This is a genomic window from Pedobacter sp. MC2016-14, from assembly GCF_020991475.1.
Lineage (GTDB): Bacteria > Bacteroidota > Bacteroidia > Sphingobacteriales > Sphingobacteriaceae > Pedobacter.
This window is the reverse complement of sequence record NZ_JAJMPA010000004.1, coordinates 245,664-265,198: the sequence shown is the minus strand read 5'-3', so window position 1 is coordinate 265,198 and position 19,535 is coordinate 245,664. Positions and strand designations below refer to the sequence as shown.

The window sequence follows — 19,535 nt, the reverse complement described above, 5'->3', positions numbered from 1 at the left end:
TAAAAAGTCCGCTAACAGAGGGCTTTAAAAATTCTTTCTCTTATTGTTTGTAATTATTCTAAATAACCTCTATACTTGCATTGCTATTTGGAACGAATCCAGATAATAAGGAGAGGTTTGATAAACCTGATAAGAATAGGCTACGCTTGTAAGCGCGTAAAAATATAAACTAGTGGTTTAGTTTGGTGGAGGAAACTTCCGGTGGATGCCGGAAGATCCTCTTATTTTAAAAACTTATTGAATTTTCCAAAAACGCCCAGTGGTAATTTAATTCCGGAGGTTGCCTGTAAAAACAATTCTCCTGTCTCAAGGTTGGTAACCTGCGGAAATGACGTTTTGATCAGGTTTTCAACAATTACTGAAGAAAATCCAAGGGAGTATGTATTTAAGATCAGAAAATGTTCTTCTTCATCTAGTAGTTGCACTACTTCCAGCATCATTTCTTGAATGTGGTCTTCCAGTTTCCATTTCTCGCCGTTGGGCCCGTGGCCAAAAGCCGGAGGATCCAGAATAATCCCGTTATATTTTTTGCCGCGTTTTAATTCACGTTTTACAAACTTAAGTGCATCTTCTACAACCCAGCGTACATCTTTTAAGCCCGAAATTTCCTGATTTTCATTCGCCCAGTTTACCACCTGCTTAATTGAATCCACATGAGTGGTATCTGCGCCTGCAGCTTTTGCAATTAAAGAAGCAGCACCTGTATAAGCAAAAAGGTTGAGTACTTTTGGGGATGAGGTTTTAAACTTCCGTACCGATGAAGAAATATAGTCCCAGTTCACGGCCTGCTCAGGAAATACACCTACATGTTTAAAAGATGTTAAGCCCAAACGCAGGTTAATTTTTACGTCGTCATTTTTATATTCTACATTCCAGCGGTCTGGCAAATGAGCAGCATTTTTAATCCATTCCCCTGATGTTGCTGATCGGCCTTTAAAGCGGATATGCGTCCGTTTTTTCCAATCCTGTTCTGAAAAAGTCTTTTTCCAGACTGCCTGCGGTTCCGGACGACACAACACAAGGTTGCCAAAACGTTCTAGTTTTTCAAAGTCACCACAATCAATCAGTTCATAATCTTTCCAGTGGGTAGGGGTTAACAGGCTTATCATAAATCTATTTGGGTATTAAAAGTTTTTTCTGGCAGCTTTCATAAAGCGGCTGGCAAAAACGAAGTCATTTAATTCTTCAACATCTGTTTTGGCAATCTCTTTATTTGAGCCTTCCCAGAATTTCTTGCCTTCGTGCAAAAATAGAATATAATCTCCAATTCCCATCACAGAGTTCATATCATGAGTTACTACTATCGTTGTGGTTTTGTATTCTTCAGTAATTTCCTTAATCAGTTCATCAATAACAATTGATGTTTTTGGGTCAAGTCCGGAGTTAGGTTCATCGCAGAATAAGTACTTCGGGTTCATGGCAATAGCACGTGCAATACCTACCCTTTTTTTCATTCCACCAGATAGCTCAGCAGGGAAAAGTTTGTTCTTGCCTTCCAGGTTTACCCGTTCAAGACAAAAGTTTACCCTTTCCAGTTTTTCTTTTCTGGGCTGTTCTGTAAACATGTTTAAAGGGAACATGATGTTCTCTTCTACAGTCATAGAGTCAAAAAGTGCAGAGCCCTGAAAAAGCATGCCTATTTCTTTACGAATTTCAATGCGCTCTTCAAAAGTCATTGTGGTAAACTCACGGCCGTCATATAACACACTTCCTTTATCAGGAGCATGTAGTCCTATCATGCATTTTAGTAAAGTTGTCTTTCCTGATCCGGATCCACCAATGATTAAGTTGGTTACGCCCGCTTCAAACTTGCCGGATATACCGCTTAAGACTTCATTGTCCCCAAATGATTTATAAATATCTTTAATTTCAATCATATCAATTGGGTTATAATAATAAGTTGGTTACAATATAATCGCAGGCAAGAATGCTGATACAGCTTACTACAACAGATCTGGTACTTGCCTGAGAAACCTCCAGTGCACCACCTTTAACGTAAAAACCTTCATAGGCAGGAACAGAGGTAATGATAAAACCGAACACAAATGCTTTTACTAAAGCAACAGTGATGGTATAAGGGTTAAAATCTGTTGTAATCCCTTGCACATATTCAGCGGCAGAAACAGCTCCTGAAAGTGTTCCTCCAAGGAATCCCCCTGTTATACTTAAGAACATGGCAAAAATAACCAATAGGGGCACCATAGTAATCCCCGCAATAATTTTAGGTAAAATAAGATAACCCGGAGAATTGATGCCCATGATCTCAAGCGCATCAATTTGTTCAGTTACACGCATGGTTCCAATTTCTGATGAAATGGCCGAACCAATTTTACCTGCCAAAACAATTGCACTGATGGTTGGACTAAGCTCCAGAATACTAGAGTCACGCGTTACAGAACCAATAATGGTTTTGGGGATAAAATCACTTACCAGCTGAAAGGCAATTTGCAAAGTCATTACTGCTCCAATAAACGTAGAAATGATGGAGATAAGGCCCAAAGAACCTACACCAATATAATCCATCTGCTGAAATATCGCTTTAAGGTAGATCTTCCATTTTTCCGGCCTTCTAAATACTGCTTTCAAAAGCAGGATGTACTTGCCAAAATTTGTAAAATTCATTTAGTAAAAATTAGTATCTGTTTAATTAAGAGCCGCATCAGCAAAAGCATGGTGGATATAGCCATAGCCGCATATTGTGACAGGTTCTACAATAATACAAAATAACGATAAAAAAGTTACGGCTTTGTGAATTTAAAATAAATCAACTAAAGGTAAGATATAACTCCTCCGCTTCCAGTTTTGCTTGCAAACAGGTAGAGATTACAATGTTAAGATAGGTTTCAAAATCATTTCTATTTAAATTGTGGTTCACAATAGCATCAATTTCCTTCTTTAAACTGATGTTTAAACCCATAATGTAAAGCGTTGAAATCATTCTGTGCATCTCTTTTCTAACCACTTCGTAAGCCCCTTCATCAAAGTTTGATGTTAAGACATGAAGGTGTTCCGGAATAAGTTCAATAAATTGCGAGGTAACGGTTTTTTCGTATTCTTCGTTACCAAGGCTAATCATTTTCATATAAGTTAGGTTTATAACTCCCTTTTGCTGGTTCAACTGTTAATGGTTATAGTATATTAATCCGTTTGTTTAAATTGGCCCTGTAACCATCACTTACAGGTACCAGATTTTTGTTGATAATCAATGTTCCTCCTTCCACCGTATCAATTTTAGAAATGTTAATGATAAACGAACGGTGTACGCGTAAAAAAACACTTGATGGTAACTTTTCTTCTACGGATTTTAGAGAAGAATGGATTGCATAATGTTTTTCTTTGATGTATACTTTTACATAATCTCCCATTGCTTCGAGGTATAAAATCTCATCAATTTTTAGCCTTCTTACAATGTTTGAGTCTCTTATAAAAACAAAATCATCTTCGGCCTTGCCAAATACGAGGTTCTTATTTTTATAAATCTCTTTCGCTTTTTTTAAGGCCTGCAGAAACCTCACGGGCATTATGGGTTTGGTGATGAAGTCTACTACATTTAAGTCAAAAGCCTCGGCAGCATAATCTCTTTGAAAGGTAGTAAAGATGATCAGCACATCCTTGTTAGATAACGTTCTGGCTAGTTCTATACCACTCATTCCAGGCATCTCTATGTCCAGGAACAAAAGATCAACAGGGCTGTTCAGCATTTCTCTTGTGGCTTCAATGGCATCGGCACATTCTGCAACCAACGTAAGGTCTTCATGAAGGCTTAGCAGCTGTTTTAATGTGCTTCTTGCAATACTGTTGTCATCAACGATCAGGCAGTTCATAGGTGTTAGATTTTGACTAAAATAAAGATTATCATCAATATTTACGAAAAGATTTCAAAGATTATCAGCGGTTATTTACCGTCTAAAAATGCCTTTCTATCTATGATCTCTTTAGCAAACCTTTTGATAACCCTATTTTTGATCATCAAATAAGTTGAACCATCTACCAAGACAAACAACATGAAAAAAATAATATTTACAGCACTAAGCCTGTTTGCTATGAACAGTAATTCAGTAAAGGCACAACAAGGCATATATAAAGATCCGGTTAGTTTTAAGTTCAAGAATGGACTTACCCTTATTGTCGCGGAAAACCACAGTACGCCTAAAGTGTACGCTGGTTTTTCCTTCGACGAGGGTGTAGAGACGGACACACAAAAAACAAGTACGCTTAACCTGATCAGCAGGCTTTACAATGTTTCTGCTAAAAAGGAAGAGTTCAAGGATAACTTTTTATCGATGTTTGATGCGCTTAAAAAGCCGGAAATTACCCTTAATGATTTTAGTAAAATTAAAAAAAAGTTAAGACTGGATTTACACACTAAGAATCATCCTTATGGAGAATTGGTAACTGAAGCGGTAGTGGAGGGACTTACATTTGAAGACCTGCATACATTTTATAAAACCCATGTGAACTCTAACCACGCCTACATTACTATTGCGGGCGATATTAGTCCTGCTATAGCCAGAGCTTTGGTAGAAAAAGCTTTGGGTGAAACCGACTTAACTAATGCAGTACTTGAAAATGATGATACCTTAAACCGATTAATTTAATGAAAAAGTTTATGGAAAAGCCAACTTACAACAGAGCACAAGCCTTGCAAAATTTGCAAAGCTTTATAGATGAATACGCTTTAATAGATATAAAAGACAACCTTTTTGATTTGTATAAAGCCTGGATGCTGACGCATACGAACAAAGTAGATGGAGATGAAGTAGTGAATATGTTGTTGTTCTATGATCAGCTCCGGGCATTTATTGAACAGGTTTATGTATTAAAAGAGGGCACCAATAGTTGATTTTTGCTGATATATGTAAGTATTAAAAACTTTTCCCTGCGATAAGCGTAGTTTAATGGAAATTGCCAAAAATATTTGATCGCATTAATCAGAAATATGAGCTTTACACCTGACCTTACAGCAGCCGAAATACTAGATGTCCTTGCTACATTGCCCAAAGCTTTCGCTGTTTATACTACAGAAGATGTCGTAATTCAGGCGGCTAATGATGCGATGCTTGCTTTTTGGGGGAAGGATAAAGATATTATAGGCATGCCATTAGCGAAGGCTGTGCCAGAACTTAATGGACAACCTTTCATTCAAATGCTACGGGATGTTTGGAATACGGGGATCACAAATACAGGAAAAGAGATTCCGGCAGAAACCAGGATTGATGGAGTGCTGCAAACCTTGTATTACAATTATGAATATAAGGCTATGAAAAATAGGGAGGGAAAAACCTATGCTATCCTTCATACAGCTGAAGATGTAACGGAGTTATTTTTGACGCAAAAATATGATGGCCATAGAAAAAAGGATTTTATCAGTATGGTAAGTCATGAACTTAAAACCCCACTCACATCTTTAACGGCTTATATTCAAATGCTGGAACGCACCGCTATTAAAAACGAAGATGAATTTAGTACGCAGCTATCTCAAAAGGCTGAGCGGCAGCTGAAGAAAATGACCTCCATGATCAATGGTTTTCTTAATATTTCCCGTTTGGAATCTGGACAAATCCATCTGGTAAAGCAGAAATTTAACCTTGATGAATTAATTGTGGATATGATTGAGGATGCGCGTGTTTCGGCCTCTAATTATCAGTTTGATTTTACACCGGCTACCGATGGGTGTTTTATCTATGCGGATCGGGATAAGATAGGAGCTGTTATTTCTAACTTACTCAATAATGCCGTAAAATATTCTCCAAATAAAAACCTGGTCACCATTAAATGTATTTTAAATGGCGACCAGGTAAAAGTAAGTATTAAAGACGAAGGCCTCGGTATCGATAATCAGAACCTTAAAAAGCTATTTGACAGGTTTTATCGTGTAGAAAATAAAGACAATCCAAATATTTCTGGTTTTGGAATAGGCTTGTATTTATCTGCAGAAATTGTTCAGCATCATGGAGGGCAAATTTCGGTAGAAAGTGAAAAAGGAAAAGGATCCACTTTCTATTTTACCCTCCCGCTATAAATCGCTTATTTATTATCCTGCTGATCCAGTGTTACAAAAACTGCTTGTCTGATATATAAGTCTGCCGCAATTTTTTTATACCAGTCCAGGTAAGATGCTTGTTTTTCTTCAGGGATAACGGCAGCCGGGTTTACCTTTAAAATATTTTCATCTTTTAATTTTTGAACCAGGCCATTTTGTTTAGCAATCTTTCTGCGGTATTCCAGGTCTGCTTTATATTGCGCAACGGTCATGGTCTTCAGCGTATCCGGATGCTTTTCCAACCATACATTGTTGTTTCTGATTTCAGAAAAAGCAGGCTCCGCAGCCAGTCGTTGAGTCGCCAGTGCAGCTATGCTATCAATATTTACAGACCATGATTTGTATTTTGCCACTGCTACCTGATCCCAGGGCATTGCATGAGGTTGATCACCTTCATGGTTTTTCCTTGTCTCCCCACCATTTGGTAAAATAACATCAGGTACAATCCCTTTTTGCTGGGTAGAAGCACCATTTACCCTGTAAAATTTGCTGATTGTTAATTTAAGGGCGCCATTTTCCTGTGGGCCAAGTCCAGATGTATTTTGAACCGTTCCCTTTCCAAATGTAGTTGTGCCTACAATTAAACCGCGTTTGTAATCCTGTATTGCACCTGCAAATATTTCAGAGGCCGAAGCACTGTATTCGTTAACCATTACGGTAAGTGGACCTGTATATAAAGGAAGCTCATTTTTACTGGCATAAACCTGTGCCTCTCCTTTACTGTTTCTTGTTTGCACCACAGGTCCGGAACCTACAAAAAGGCCCACCATTTTTATCACTTCATTTAAAGAGCCACCGCCGTTAAAACGAAGGTCCATCACTATTCCATCAACCTGATCTGCTTTCAGTTTAACAATTTCTCTTGCTACATCATCTGCGCAATGTGAGCCATTGGGATTTCCGAAGTCATCATAAAATAAAGGTAAGTTAAGGTATCCAATTTTCTTTCCCTTTTCCAGGATTACCGCACTGCGGGCAAGCGCTTCTTCTTGTTTTATTTCAGCCCTCACTAAGGGGGTAATCGCATTTGTACCATCGGTTTTTTTATAACCAATTCTAACTATCGTTCCTTTATCTCCTCTAATAAGTTTAACCACATCTTCAATTTCCATTCCGGCAACCTCAGTCATTGGCCCGGTAGGTCCCTGGCCAATTTTAGTCAACACATCGTTTACAGCAAATGCACCACTTTTAAAAGCCGGACTACCTGGGGTTAAAGCAGCCATTTTAATTTGACCCTCAGTTTCATTGAGTTGTATTCCTATGCCGTAAAAGCGGTTGCCCATCCGTTCATCAAAAGATTTTTTATCTACAGGTGCCATATAGTCCGTATGTGGATCAAGGTAACGGGTAATTACATTCAAATAATTGCCAAACAATTTATCCTCACTATAAGCATTATAGCGATTATAAATCCTGTCATACTGCTTGAGTACAAACTGCCTGGCTTCTTGTTCCAGTTGCAGGTCGGTTTTATGATAGGTGGCATCGCCAGATTTACTGTTTAAACGGGTGTCCTGTAATTCAGTTAATTTTTGAAGGGTAATAAATTTCAGGCTGTTTTTCCATCTTTCTCTGCGTTCTGTCTCATTTTTAGGGAAATCCTTTGGTGTTCTGTCCAGTTCAATGATGCCGTTTTTTTCAAAAACAAAAGGTTTCGATAACAACTCCTTATATAGGGTTGCTACTTCAGCACGCCTCTTTGCATAAATGTTGGTAATTTCCGGAAAAAATAAAAGGGAGTCACCACGCATTTCGTTGTCCAGATAGGTCTGGTATTTACTTAATGCATTTACATCAGCTTTAAGCAGGATATTCTTCTTGCCATCCAGTGCATCTACATAATCTTTCCATAAGGCTTTAGAAAAATCATCATTGATGACCGGAGAAAGATAGTGGTATTTTTGGAGGGAATAGCCTACAATCATCAGTAGTTTCTGTTGTTTGCCAGGTTCTCCTTTTTTTTGCGCAAATGAAAGTGTAATCGCAGCTAATACTAAAAGTGTTGCCGTCTTCGCTATATTTCTGTTCATATGTATTTTGTTATTGATTCAGGTATTGTTTTCTGGATGCTAAAATGGAAGGCATATTGTTTAGTGCCCATTCAGAGAGTGTTAAAATTGGATTCAGAAGGGTTTCTCCAACGGGAGTAAGTGTGTATTCTACCCTGGGTGGAACCTGCGGGAATATTTTGCGGGAAACAAGGCCGTCTGCCTCTAAATTTTTTAGTGTAACAGTAAGCATCTTTTGAGAAATGTCGCCAATACTATGGCTAAGCTGGTTAAATCTTAATGTTCCGGCTTCTCCCAGCGTAATGATAATCAGGATAGACCACTTGTCACCAAGTCTGTCCAATACATTTCTTACCGGACAGCCCTCCGTGTTTTTATATTTTTCTAAATTATTTTCCATCGCAACGTATTGATTTTCAGTATTAGTTTCCTGGAGGTAAGTTTCACACCAGGACGTGCCTTCTTTTTTGGTACTAAGCTACTGTTTATCTTTGAGTATCCAAAGGTAACTAATGACCTTTTGGAGAGTATAAAGTTTAAACTAAAATCAAAAATCATGAGTAAAATATTAGTTACGGGTGCTACTGGTCAATTGGGAACAGCAGTAATCAACCATCTTTTAAAACACACAGCAGCTTCAAATATTTGGGCCCTGGTAAGAAATGAGGCTAAAGCAGCGGATTTAAAGGAAAAAGGTGTAAACATTGTTCTGGGGAACTATGATGATTTCAATTCATTAGTTGCTGCATTTGAAGGCATCGACAAAGTTTATATGGTTTCTGGAGATGATATTGTGGCCCGTGTTAAACAGCAGGAAAGTTTAGTTAAGGCAGCAGAGGCTGCGGGAGTTAAAGTTTTACTATACACCAGTTTTCAACGTAAAAATGAAACAGATAGTTCTCCTATTGCAGCAGTAGCCAAGGGACATTTGAATACCGAGAAATTGTTAAAAGAGTCTGGATTGTTATATACCATTTTGCAGCATAACCTTTATGCGGATATCATCCCGATGTTTGCGGGTAAGCAAGTGCTGGAAACAAAAACCATTTTCCTTCCGGCAGGTGATGGAAAAACTTCTTTTGCAGTAAGGACTGATTTTGCTGAAGCCGGTGCAAACGTATTGTTAGATGAGACAGGGAAATATGAAAGGAAGGTTTTGGCATTATCAGGTTCTGAAGCCATCTCTTTTACTGAAATAGCCCAAATTATATCGTCAGTAACAGGAACTGAAATTTCTTACCACGCACCAACGGTAGCAGAATTTACTGCAGCGCTTACAGCCGCTGGAGTACCTGCAGAAGTGATTGGCATTGTATCTGCTTTTAGTGCAGCAATAGCCGAAGGTGAGGTTGACGCGGTTAGTACTGATTTGGCGGAAATTCTGGGAAGAAAGCCAGTTACAGTAGCCGAATATTTGAAAACCGTTTACGGTAAAGGTTAAATTCAAAAAGCTGATCTTCAATTTTGATGAAGATCAGCTTTTTTCTATTCAGTAATTCCTTCCAGGCTAAAGAGGAAGCTGTAGTTAAGTGCGATGTCTTTCAGATAGTCAAACCTACCGGAAGCACCGCCATGGCCAAAGTCCATATCTGTTTTAAGCAGCAGTACATTTTTATCTGTTTTCATCGCCCTAAGCTTAGCTACCCATTTGGCGGGTTCAAAATATTGAACCTGGCTATCGTGAAGTCCGGTTGTGACCAGCATATTTGGATAAGCTTTCTTTTCTACATTTTCATAAGGCGAATAACTTTTCATATAAAAATAAGCCTCTTTATTCTTAGGATTGCCCCATTCATCAAATTCATTTGTGGTTAAAGGAATGCTTTCATCCAGCATGGTATTCACCACATCAACAAAGGGTACATGAGCCAGCACACCATTCCATAATTCAGGTGCCAGATTTATAACCGCACCCATCAACAAACCGCCGGCACTTCCACCTTGAGCGTACAAATGACCTTTAGCGGTAAACTTCTGATCAATAAGGTATTGCCCGCAATCAATAAAATCTGTAAAGGTGTTCATCTTTTTCATCATCTTCCCATCGTCATACCAGGCCCTACCCATTTCTTCACCTCCTCTAATGTGGGCAATCGCAAACACAAATCCTCTGTTTAGTAAACTTAAAATGTTGCCTGAAAAAGAAGCATCCATACTATGTCCGTAAGAACCGTAAGCATAGAGCAGCAGAGCTGAACTCCCGTCTTTCTTAAATAAATCCTTTTTATAAACCAGAGAAACCGGCACCTTAGTGCCATCTTTTGCCGTTACAAATAAACGTTCGGTTTTGTAATCTTCCCTGGTGTAACCACCAACTACCTCCTGCTGTTTCATTAATTTCTTCTCTTTAACGGTCATGTCGTAATCGTAGGTAGACATCGGTGTCGTCATAGAGGTATACATATACCGTAAGGTATGGGTATTGTACTCCGGGTTGGCGCCGGTTTTTGCAGTATAGGCAGGCTCATCAAATTCCAGGTAATGTTCTGCTCCGCCAAGCTTCCTTACGCGCAATAGCGATAATCCGTTTTTACGTTCAGAGAGTACTATAAAAGCTTTAAATTCTTCAATACCTTCCAATAATACATCTTTACGGTGCGGAATCAATTCTTTCCAGTTTGTGCTTTCGGTCTTTGTTAAAGGAGTTTCCATCAGCCTAAAATTCTTTGCCTCCCAATTGGTAACGATTAAGAATTTATCATCTAAGGCTACTACATCATATTTTACATCTTTTTTACGTGGCTGAAATACTTTAAAATCATCATTTGGTCTGGCGGCGTCTATCATCCAAATTTCATCAGACATGGTTGCTGATGAATGGATAAAAATATATTTGCCTGATTTTGATTTACTAACGCCTATATAGTTCGATTTATCTTTTTCGTTATAGACAACTACGTCTTTTTTGGCATCTGTACCCAACTGGTGTTTCTGGATCTTTTCACTTAATAAGGTAACTGGGTTTTTAGCTGTGTAAAAGATCGTTTGATTATCTGCCGCCCAGATGGCATCACCCTCGGTATTCACAATTTCGTCTTTCAAAATTTCGCCTGTCTCCAGGTTTTTAATATGAATGGTGTATTGTCTGCGGGAAACTTTGTCTACTCCAAATGCCAATAACTTATTATCGGGACTAACACTAAATCCAGAGATGCTAAAATAGGGCAGGCCTTCCGCCATCTTATCCACATCAACCAGTATTTCTTCATTTGCCATAATGCTTCCTTTTTTGCGGCAATATTTGTAATACTGCTTACCGTCTTCAGTTCTGGTGTAATAATAATAGCCATTTTTAAATACCGGTACAGATTCATCTTTTTCTTTAATTCTGCCTTTCAACTCCTTAAATAAATTGGCTTGCAGGGCTTTTGTGCCGCTCATCATAGTATCCAGATACTTATTTTCAGCTTCCAGATAATCAACTATTTTGCTGCTGTCGGGGCCCTTTTTAAAATAGTCTATCATCCAGTAGTAATTGTCTACTACGGTATCGCCATGCATAGTTCTTGTTGTAGGTTTAATCTCTGCTATTGGCGCTTTAGCGTCCGGCCAGGTATATTTTTCCATTTTGCTGTTTTTATTGCTACAGGCTGCAATTGTAGTTATTATAAGGCAAGCAGAAAGAATCTTCTTCATATTAATTTAGATAAGGTTCAATGCAAAATACGTTTTTAAATTCAATAGTGTATCCAGCCTGATGTTCTGATGATGGAGTTGTACACACTATTGCAAGCAAAAATTAATACATTTGTTTCAGGTCAGATGGCATCAAAGACAAAAACAAACCTACCGGAATTATTTTCTTCTTTTAAACAGGGAGATCAAAATGCCTTTAGTCAAATTTTTAATCATTTCTATCAGTCGCTTTGCTATTTTGGAGAGCGGATTACCGGAGATGACATGAGCACAGAAGACATCGTTCAGGATATTTTTGTCCGTTTATGGCAAAAATACGCTGATTTCGAAACCATAGAATCACTCAAATCATTTTTGTTTGTAAGTGTTAGAAATGCTTGCTTCAATTACCTGGAACGCAATGCTGTAAAGTTGAAGCATCAGGAACATTTGTCTTTTCAGGGAGAAATACAGGAAATCACCGTGCTACAGGCTATGATCAGGGCTGAAGTATTGCGGCAAGTTTTTGATGCTGTGGATACCTTGCCTGAACAGTGCAGAAGGGTAATTAAGATGACCTTTGAGGAAGGTAAAAAGCCAAAGGAAATTGCAGAAGAACTGGGGGTAACGGTAAGTACAGTCAATAACCAAAAGATGCGCGGCATTTCTTTGCTCAAAGATCGCCTTCCGGGCGATGAGCTTACCATTGCGCTTTCAATTCTGGTTCCGGCAGTGGCAGCCTACACAAAATAGCCGGTTTAAAAAGTTATTTGGGCTTTTTTGAAATTTATTTTCAAATCATTTGGATAAAAACGGACTCTTCCTGTTCTAAAGGTGTAAAAAGATCAGAATAGATGAAACCAGAGGAAATAAATCATGCTTTTTGGCTTGCAGACCAGATCAGCAATTACCTGAACGCTAGTTTAACTGCCGGTCAAATTTCAGAACTGTTTGCCTGGGTAGAAAAAAGCCAGGAAAATCGTCTGTTGTTTGAAGAGATGATGAATGAGCAGCAGCTGATTGCTGAGCATGCAAAATTTGCGAGATTTGACAAGGCAAAGGCTTTGCAAAAGGTATTACCAAGGTTGGATAAAAGGCCCTCATTGCTAAAAATTTACAAGGATTGGAGATATGCGGTGTCGGCCGCCTGTTTATTTATTGCTTTGGGAATAGTTATAATCTTTTTAAACTCAGAACAGGATATTAACGAAAAGTACAAATCATTCGCTAAAAATGATATTGCTCCCGGTAATCGTTCGGCAACGTTAACACTTGCCAACGGAAGAAGGATTAATTTGACTGCTGCCACAAAGGGTGAACTACTACAAGATGCAGGACTAAAGATTACTAAAACTTCCAGCGGCCAGATTGTTTACGAAATTGCTGAAGATAAGACTGTAAGTGACAAAACAGCTTATCATACCCTGTCAACATCAAGAGGGCAAACATACAAAGTAGTACTGCCTGATCAATCTGTAGTATGGTTAAACGCAGCATCGAGCTTAATGTACCCTACTTCGTTTGCCCGTTTAAAAGAACGAAGGGTGTTTTTAGAAGGTGAGGGCTATTTTGAGGTAAAGCACAATCGCCAGCCATTTTTTGTGAAAACAAATACCCAAACCATAGAAGACCTGGGGACCTCCTTTAATGTTAATGCTTATACCGATGAGCCGGATGTAAAAACTACCCTGGTAGAAGGAAGTGTAAAAATAAATGGATCAGTCCTTCTTAAACCTTCGGAGCAGGGATTAAATAAAGAAGGTTCAATTACCGTTAGAGGCGCAGATGTTAACCAAATTACCGCCTGGAAAAACGGCGATTTTATATTTAAAAATGATGATTTCAAAAGTATCATGAGGCAGTTGTCAAGATGGTACAACGTAGAGATTGTTTACGACGATTCTGCACCGGACAATGTAGAACTGGGCGGCTACATGTCTCGCTCAAAAAATATTTCATCGATTTTAAAGATCATGGAGATTACTGGAAAAGTTCATTTTAAATTAGAAGGAAGGAGGGTAATTGTGAGCAGATAAATTACCATAACAGCTTAGAATGAACAAAAAACCAGAAGTGCGACTAACACCTCTGGCAAATTGGCTTAAGCTAAATGCGAGATTTTCAACCAACATTTTCAACTTTAAACCAAAACAAATGTATAGAAAAATTATACTAATTATGCGATTAACCACCGTTCTACTCATTACAACAATGATGCAGGTAAGTGCTGCATCGTACGGTCAGCTTATTACACTCCATTCAAAAAATACGACTTTGCTGGAGGTGTTTAAACAAATCAGGGTACAGAGTGGCTATGATTTTATGTTTGACCGCCAATTGATTGCTAAAGCAAGCCCCGTAAGCATTAGCGTTAAAGATGCAAGCCTTGATGAAGTGTTGCAACGCTGCTTTGCATCCCAGTCTTTTACTTATACCGTTGAAGATAAAACCATTGTAGTAAAAACAAAAGAGGCAAATATCCTGAATAAGATTGCCCGGTATTTTTCGGAAATAGAGGTTACAGGAAACGTAAGAGATGAGAATGGAAAGCCTTTACCAGGAGTGACCGTCAAAATTAAAGGGCAGAAAACGAAAGGTACATTTACCGACAATAGCGGAAGGTTTAAAATCATAGCTAATGAGCAAGATGTGCTGATATTTAATTTGCTTGGTTACCAGGTTGCAGAGCAGGTCGTTACGGCAGCCAGTGTTAACGTTGTTCTTAAAGAGCGCATCTCAGATCTGGATCAGGTAGTTGTAGTTGGATATGGCACGACTAAAAGGAAAGACCTTACAGGTTCAGTTGCTTCGGTAAATATGAAAGAACTTAGCAACATTCCATTCGTAAGTATGGATAATGCGCTAGCCGGCAAGGCTTCTGGTGTACAGGTTGTACAAGGAGACGGCTCACCTGGTGGGGTAGCTAAAATCCGGATTCGAGGTGGCGCTTCACTTTTAGGTGGTAATGATCCACTCTATATCATAGACGGTGTACCTGTTAACGTTCAGAACAGGTATTTGACTACCGCTGCCGAGGTGATAAACCCCAATGAAGCCACACTTAGAAATCAGACCGGAAACCTGATTGGAACAAGTGTTTCTGGTTCTTTTTCCCGAGGCGTAAATAGTCTTGCGGGAATTAACATCAATGACATTGAAAGTATTGACATACTAAAGGATGCATCTGCTACGGCTATTTATGGTTCAAAAGCTGCAAATGGAGTGGTTATTATTACAACCAAAAAAGGAAAGGTAAATCAGAAGCCGGTTTTGGAGTTTAATTATTACACGGGTGTCTCCTCTGCCGTGAAAGAAAAGTTGCTAAACAAGGAAGAGTACATTATGGTGATGAAAGAGGCAGCTAAAAATGCAAATGACATTAGAGAGGAAATAGGCCGGGTTCCACAAGCCACTGCGACGAGCATTCTTAATGACCCAAATTTTTTCGGTAACAATGATACGGACTGGCTTGGCTTAGTTCTTAGAAATGGTGTCAGTCAAAACGCAGATTTATCTGTCCGGGGTGGTGGGCTTAATTCAAGCTATTATACTTCACTTGCCTATACCAACCAGAAAGGAGTGATTCTAGGTTCTGATTTTAACAGAGTTGCCGGTAAAATTAATGTTGATAATGAGATTAGTAAAAAACTCCGGGTTACTACAAACCTCGATTACGGTTTTACAAGAAATAACATCAGCAATGGAGTATATGCCCAGGCCTTGCTTGCGCCTCCAACCATTGCACCATATAACGCTGATGGAAGTGTTCACCTGTTTACTAATGCAGAATTAGGTAACGGTTTTTCTGCAACAGCTTTGTCTAACCTTCAAAGCCCGCTAGCCTTGCTTGATGGAATCAATCAGGGTAAAAACACTTCATTAATTGGCGCCCTATCTCTGGAATATGAGATGATTAAGGATTTGAAATTTAAGAGTACGGTTTCTGTAAATCACAGCAACTACCACCAGCTCAATTATGTGCCAGGCACAATTTCAGTAGGAAGTAGAAACGGGCTGGCCAGGTCTAACGGCGGAATTGGCACTCAGGGTCAGACAGAAACCAACATCATATTTTTTGAAAATACATTTACATGGAACAAACAGTTTAACGAAAATAGCCGGCTAAATTTATTGGCAGGAACTTCTTTTGAGAAGAACCGGTTCAATTCATTTTCTGCTAGCGGGCAGGGATTTCCTGATGATGAGTTTTTGAATGGACTGTCATCCGCTGCAATTCCCTTACCACCTTTTAATGCCTCAGGACAAAGTGCGTTGCTGAGTTTTTACTTAAGGGGCAACTACGCCTGGAAAGATAAATACCTCGCTACATTTACCGCTCGTTCTGATGCTTCCTCAAAATTTCCTTCTAACAATAGGGTCGGTTACTTCCCGTCAGGCGGAATAGCCTGGCGCATTGCTGAAGAAAATTTTCTAAAAGATCATAAATGGATAGATGAACTAAAACTAAGGGCCAGCATTGGTTATACTGGTACTCAAAATATTGGAAATAATCTTTTTTACACGCTATATAGCCCTGTTTCATTGGGAGGAAGTAATGGCTTAATTCCAACTCAGCTTGGAAATAATACGATTAAATGGGAGTCTACATTACAGAAAGACCTCGGACTTGATTTCGCCTTTTTTAAATCTACACTGAGTGGTACCATCGGCTATTACCAAAAAAATACCAGCGGAGTTTTGTTTAATACCCCTGTCGGAAAAAGTTCTGGATTTGCAGAAGTCATATCAAATATAGCTAACATCCAAAACCGGGGGCTGGAACTTGATTTACGAGGACAGTTTATTTCGAAAGCCAACTTCCAATGGTCCGGTGGGTTGAACATTTCCAGGAACCGTTCTAAAGTTTTAAAATTAAACAATGTATCTCCTGATTTATCTAATCCTGGAGTTTATACTTTTGGAAATACCGTTCTAAAAATAGGCGAACCACTAGGGCTGCTGTATGGTGTTCCGTTATTAGGTACACTTAAAACTAAGGAAGAAGTGGATGCTTATAAGGCTGTTAATGCTTTATATAAATCCGGGAATAGTCCTTACTTAAGCACAGGATATGGTAATTATCAACTGGATCAGTCTGGTTTTTATAAAAGGGATATTATAGGACGGGCGGAACCTAAGTTTTATGGAGGGTACACCAATACGTTTTCTTATATGAATTTGAGCCTGGTTTCGTTATTTACTTTCTCTTATGGTGGAGACATACTTTATCTGAGAGATGCCTTAAATAAGCAGGTTAATAATTTTGCAAATAGGGGTGTAAGTATTTTGGACAGGTGGACTCCGGAAAATCCAGATTCTAACAGACCCCGGTTAGTTTATCTTTTGTCTGCGGTAAATATGACTCCTTCCAGTGGAGATGTCTATGATGCATCGTATGTTAAGCTCAAGTCTGTTACTTTAAACTATCAGCTTCCGAAATCTATACTATCAAGGCTAAAGATTAGCCAATGTTCTGTATATGTTTCTGGAATTAATCTTTTTGCGATTACGAATTACCCAGGGGCAGACCCGGAAGTTAGTGATGATCCATATAGCATTATAGGTGGCTATTCTGATGCTGGTGCGTATCCTAATGTCCGTCAGTATACTATGGGATTACGTCTTGGATTTTAGATTTAAAAAAAATAAATGAAACAATCATTATGAAAAAACTACTCCTAAATATATTATGCTTTGTATTGTTTACGATGATCGTAGCATGTAAGAAGACTTTAAATGCGTTGCCAGAGAATGCGAAGGTTGATGCCAATACCATACTAGACCAAAGGACTGCTGAAGTCGCACTCCGAGGCGCTTATTATTTGTTTTCAGCCATTCCAGCCAGCGGAAGAAACATCACCTACTGGACCAACCATGAATGGTTACCGGGATACTATGCAGGATATATTGCCGGTACCCCTGATGGGCCGGAGGAAGAAAATAGATATGTAGATGGATTTTCAAGAAGTGCTGTTTGGGATGAATCTTATGGGACAATAAATGCTGCTAACGGAATTATCAACAGGATCCCCTTATTGCCCGATGCTGCGTTTACAGATGATCGAAAAAATGGAATACTAGGGGAAGCCTTGTTTTTGAGGGCATATTCGCATTTTAGAATTCTCAGTTATTATGGAGAATGGTTTAAGTATGAAAGTCCCTATGGAATTTTAGTGCGAAACGAACTATCTAACCTTGATAATATCGCAAAAGCGAGAACCAGTGTTAAAGAAAGTTATGATTTCATTATTTCAGATCTTGATAAATCGATATCAACCGCGCCCATACAAAATCCTAACTATTATGCAACCAGGTGGGCTGCGATGGCATTAAAGATGCGGGTATTGATGAGCAGGGGACAGGCGGGTGATTATGCTGCGGTTATTTCACTTGCAGATCAAATCATTCAAAACAGTCCATATCAGTTGGAGGCCAATCCGAGGGATATCTTTAGAACAAAAGGTTTAAGTAGTTCAGAAGTTATACTTGGTGTGCGTCCGCAGCCTAATCAACAGAATGATGTTTTCAATATCAGCATTAGTTATTCCAGTTTTACAGCACAGGTGTCTGTAGGCCATTATGCTACTAAGCGACTTTATGATTTATTCAGATCGGACGATCCGAGAAAGAATTGGGTTGTTGGAGCCCCTCTAAATGTTGTTGCAAGACCTAATGCTTACTTTTTCACCAAATATATCACCCCTAATACAACACCTACCGTGGCATCTGAAACCTCTTACGCATTTAGGTTATCTGAGATTTACCTGCTCAAAGCAGAGGCCATATCGCGTTCAAGAGGAGATTTGAATGCTGCAAAAACGATATTGAAAAATAGTATGCAACGTGCAGGAGCAACGGACTTTTCTATGGTAGATAATGCCAATTCATATGAAGCATTTGAACTTCAGCTTTTTTATGAAATCAGCCGCAGTCTTATAGCTGAGGATGGACAGGAGTGGATGGCGCTTTTGAGATTGCCCTTTATAACTGTAAAACAGCTTAAGCCAACCATAACTAACATGTCGCAATACATCCTTCCTATACCGGCACAAGAGTTCTTAACCAACCCTACAATTGGAGAACAGAATCCGGGTTATAGTAAAATGTAGTCAATAATCGGTTCCTCTAATCCGTTAATATTATAATTATCACAGGCAGCAAATGTTTATGCTGCCTGTTTTAATAAAGGTCTTTTGCCGCTTCTAATGTCAATATCCAAAATAAATACAGATATTGCCGCATAAATAAGCGTAGCGATAATGAGCGAGCAGCAGGATGAACAGCATTGGACCCGGTCTTTCCAAAATGGAGACGATAATGCCTTAGCTCATTTCTTTAAACTTCACAACAAATCCCTTTGCTACTTTGCCAAACGTATGGTTCAGGATGACGAAGAGGCAGAAGACATCGTAGCCGACTGTTTTTTAAAACTCTGGGAACGCAGGCAAAGCTTTGAAAACGCCACAAACATCAAGTCATTTCTATTCATCAGTTGTCGTAATGCCAGTCTGGATTATCTTAAGCACTTAAAGGTAAAAACTGTTGCTCAACAAACCTATTTTAGCCAGTTGAGTCAAAGCGAAGACAACATTTTATATACCATTATGGAAGCAGAATTTTTGGAAATATTAAGCCAGGAAATTGAATTGCTCCCCGAAAAGTGTAAACAGATTTTCAAACTGATTTATTTTGAAGGAAAAAAAACCGATGAAATAGCTTTAGAACTGGATCTTTCTGTACAAACGGTACGTAATCAAAAGACAAGGGCTGTGGAACTTTTAAGGACTGTCTTTCTTAAAAAAGGAATGTCTAATGCTTTTGCTATCGCTTTAATGCTGTTTGCCGGTAAAAATTAAAATATATTA

At 38.9% G+C, this 19,535-nt stretch carries 17 protein-coding genes; 9 read left to right on the top strand and 8 right to left on the bottom strand.

The features are described from left to right. Nucleotides 1–221 precede the first annotated feature (221 nt). The 5 genes from LPB86_RS19525 to LPB86_RS19505 all read right to left on the bottom strand — a co-directional run bounded on the left by LPB86_RS19525 (nt 222) and on the right by LPB86_RS19505 (nt 3,824). Nucleotides 222–1,109: a class I SAM-dependent methyltransferase gene (locus tag LPB86_RS19525; protein ID WP_230693100.1), complete on the bottom strand. Its 888-nt coding sequence runs from the start codon at nt 1,107–1,109 to the stop codon at nt 222–224. 15 nt (nt 1,110–1,124) lie between these two features. Continuing rightward, on the bottom strand, nt 1,125–1,877 hold the full coding sequence (locus tag LPB86_RS19520; protein ID WP_230693099.1) for an ABC transporter ATP-binding protein: 753 nt from the start codon (nt 1,875–1,877) through the stop codon (nt 1,125–1,127). 10 nt (nt 1,878–1,887) lie between these two features. After that, a complete protein-coding gene (locus tag LPB86_RS19515) occupies nt 1,888–2,622 on the bottom strand; it encodes an ABC transporter permease (RefSeq protein ID WP_230693098.1) in 735 nt (244 codons plus the stop codon). A 142-nt stretch (nt 2,623–2,764) separates the two neighbouring features. Continuing rightward, complete coding sequence (locus tag LPB86_RS19510; protein ID WP_230693097.1) at nt 2,765–3,082, bottom strand: hypothetical protein; 318 nt, start codon at nt 3,080–3,082, stop codon at nt 2,765–2,767. Nucleotides 3,083–3,128: 46 nt separating this feature from the next. Further along, on the bottom strand, nt 3,129–3,824 hold the full coding sequence (locus LPB86_RS19505) for a LytTR family DNA-binding domain-containing protein (RefSeq protein ID WP_230693096.1): 696 nt from the start codon (nt 3,822–3,824) through the stop codon (nt 3,129–3,131). Nucleotides 3,825–4,004: 180 nt separating this feature from the next. Between LPB86_RS19505 and LPB86_RS19500 the strand changes: the two genes are divergently transcribed. From LPB86_RS19500 to LPB86_RS19490, 3 genes are all read left to right on the top strand, one after another. Beyond that, nucleotides 4,005–4,598 (top strand): insulinase family protein, encoded by a 594-nt coding sequence (locus tag LPB86_RS19500; RefSeq protein WP_230693095.1) that lies wholly within the window; start codon nt 4,005–4,007, stop codon nt 4,596–4,598. Beyond that, nucleotides 4,598–4,843 (top strand): hypothetical protein, encoded by a 246-nt coding sequence (locus tag LPB86_RS19495; protein WP_230693094.1) that lies wholly within the window; start codon nt 4,598–4,600, stop codon nt 4,841–4,843. The genes LPB86_RS19500 and LPB86_RS19495 overlap by 1 nt, the downstream gene beginning before the upstream one ends. A gap of 96 nt (nt 4,844–4,939) precedes the next feature. Continuing rightward, nucleotides 4,940–6,022, top strand: a complete 1,083-nt coding sequence (locus LPB86_RS19490; protein WP_230693093.1) for a cell wall metabolism sensor histidine kinase WalK — start codon at nt 4,940–4,942, stop codon at nt 6,020–6,022. 5 nt (nt 6,023–6,027) lie between these two features. Here the strand turns inward: LPB86_RS19490 and LPB86_RS19485 are convergent, their stop codons facing one another. Then, a complete protein-coding gene (locus LPB86_RS19485; RefSeq protein WP_230693092.1) occupies nt 6,028–8,076 on the bottom strand; it encodes a carboxy terminal-processing peptidase in 2,049 nt (682 codons plus the stop codon). Between the two features lie 10 nt (nt 8,077–8,086). Next, nucleotides 8,087–8,455 (bottom strand): helix-turn-helix domain-containing protein, encoded by a 369-nt coding sequence (locus LPB86_RS19480; RefSeq protein WP_230693091.1) that lies wholly within the window; start codon nt 8,453–8,455, stop codon nt 8,087–8,089. 156 nt (nt 8,456–8,611) lie between these two features. Between LPB86_RS19480 and LPB86_RS19475 the strand changes: the two genes are divergently transcribed. After that, nucleotides 8,612–9,496, top strand: a complete 885-nt coding sequence (locus LPB86_RS19475; protein ID WP_230693090.1) for an SDR family oxidoreductase — start codon at nt 8,612–8,614, stop codon at nt 9,494–9,496. A 44-nt stretch (nt 9,497–9,540) separates the two neighbouring features. Here LPB86_RS19475 and LPB86_RS19470 read toward each other — a convergent pair whose 3' ends face one another. Continuing rightward, nucleotides 9,541–11,691 (bottom strand): S9 family peptidase, encoded by a 2,151-nt coding sequence (locus LPB86_RS19470; RefSeq protein WP_230693089.1) that lies wholly within the window; start codon nt 11,689–11,691, stop codon nt 9,541–9,543. A gap of 126 nt (nt 11,692–11,817) precedes the next feature. On the opposite strand from LPB86_RS19470, the gene LPB86_RS19465 reads away from it, so the two are divergent. The 5 genes from LPB86_RS19465 (at nt 11,818) to LPB86_RS19445 (ending at nt 19,526) form a co-directional block, all read left to right on the top strand. Next, nucleotides 11,818–12,423 carry an RNA polymerase sigma-70 factor gene (locus LPB86_RS19465; protein ID WP_230693088.1) on the top strand — a complete coding sequence of 202 codons (606 nt, stop codon included), beginning with the start codon at nt 11,818–11,820 and terminating at the stop codon, nt 12,421–12,423. Nucleotides 12,424–12,524: 101 nt separating this feature from the next. Next, complete coding sequence (locus LPB86_RS19460; protein ID WP_230693087.1) at nt 12,525–13,706, top strand: FecR family protein; 1,182 nt, start codon at nt 12,525–12,527, stop codon at nt 13,704–13,706. 19 nt (nt 13,707–13,725) lie between these two features. Next, on the top strand, nt 13,726–17,304 hold the full coding sequence (locus LPB86_RS19455; protein WP_230693086.1) for a TonB-dependent receptor: 3,579 nt from the start codon (nt 13,726–13,728) through the stop codon (nt 17,302–17,304). 29 nt (nt 17,305–17,333) lie between these two features. Further along, nucleotides 17,334–18,779, top strand: coding sequence for a RagB/SusD family nutrient uptake outer membrane protein (locus tag LPB86_RS19450; protein WP_230693085.1), 1,446 nt, complete (start codon nt 17,334–17,336; stop codon nt 18,777–18,779). A gap of 150 nt (nt 18,780–18,929) precedes the next feature. Continuing rightward, a complete protein-coding gene (locus tag LPB86_RS19445; protein ID WP_230693084.1) occupies nt 18,930–19,526 on the top strand; it encodes an RNA polymerase sigma-70 factor in 597 nt (198 codons plus the stop codon). Nucleotides 19,527–19,535: the final 9 nt, after the last annotated feature.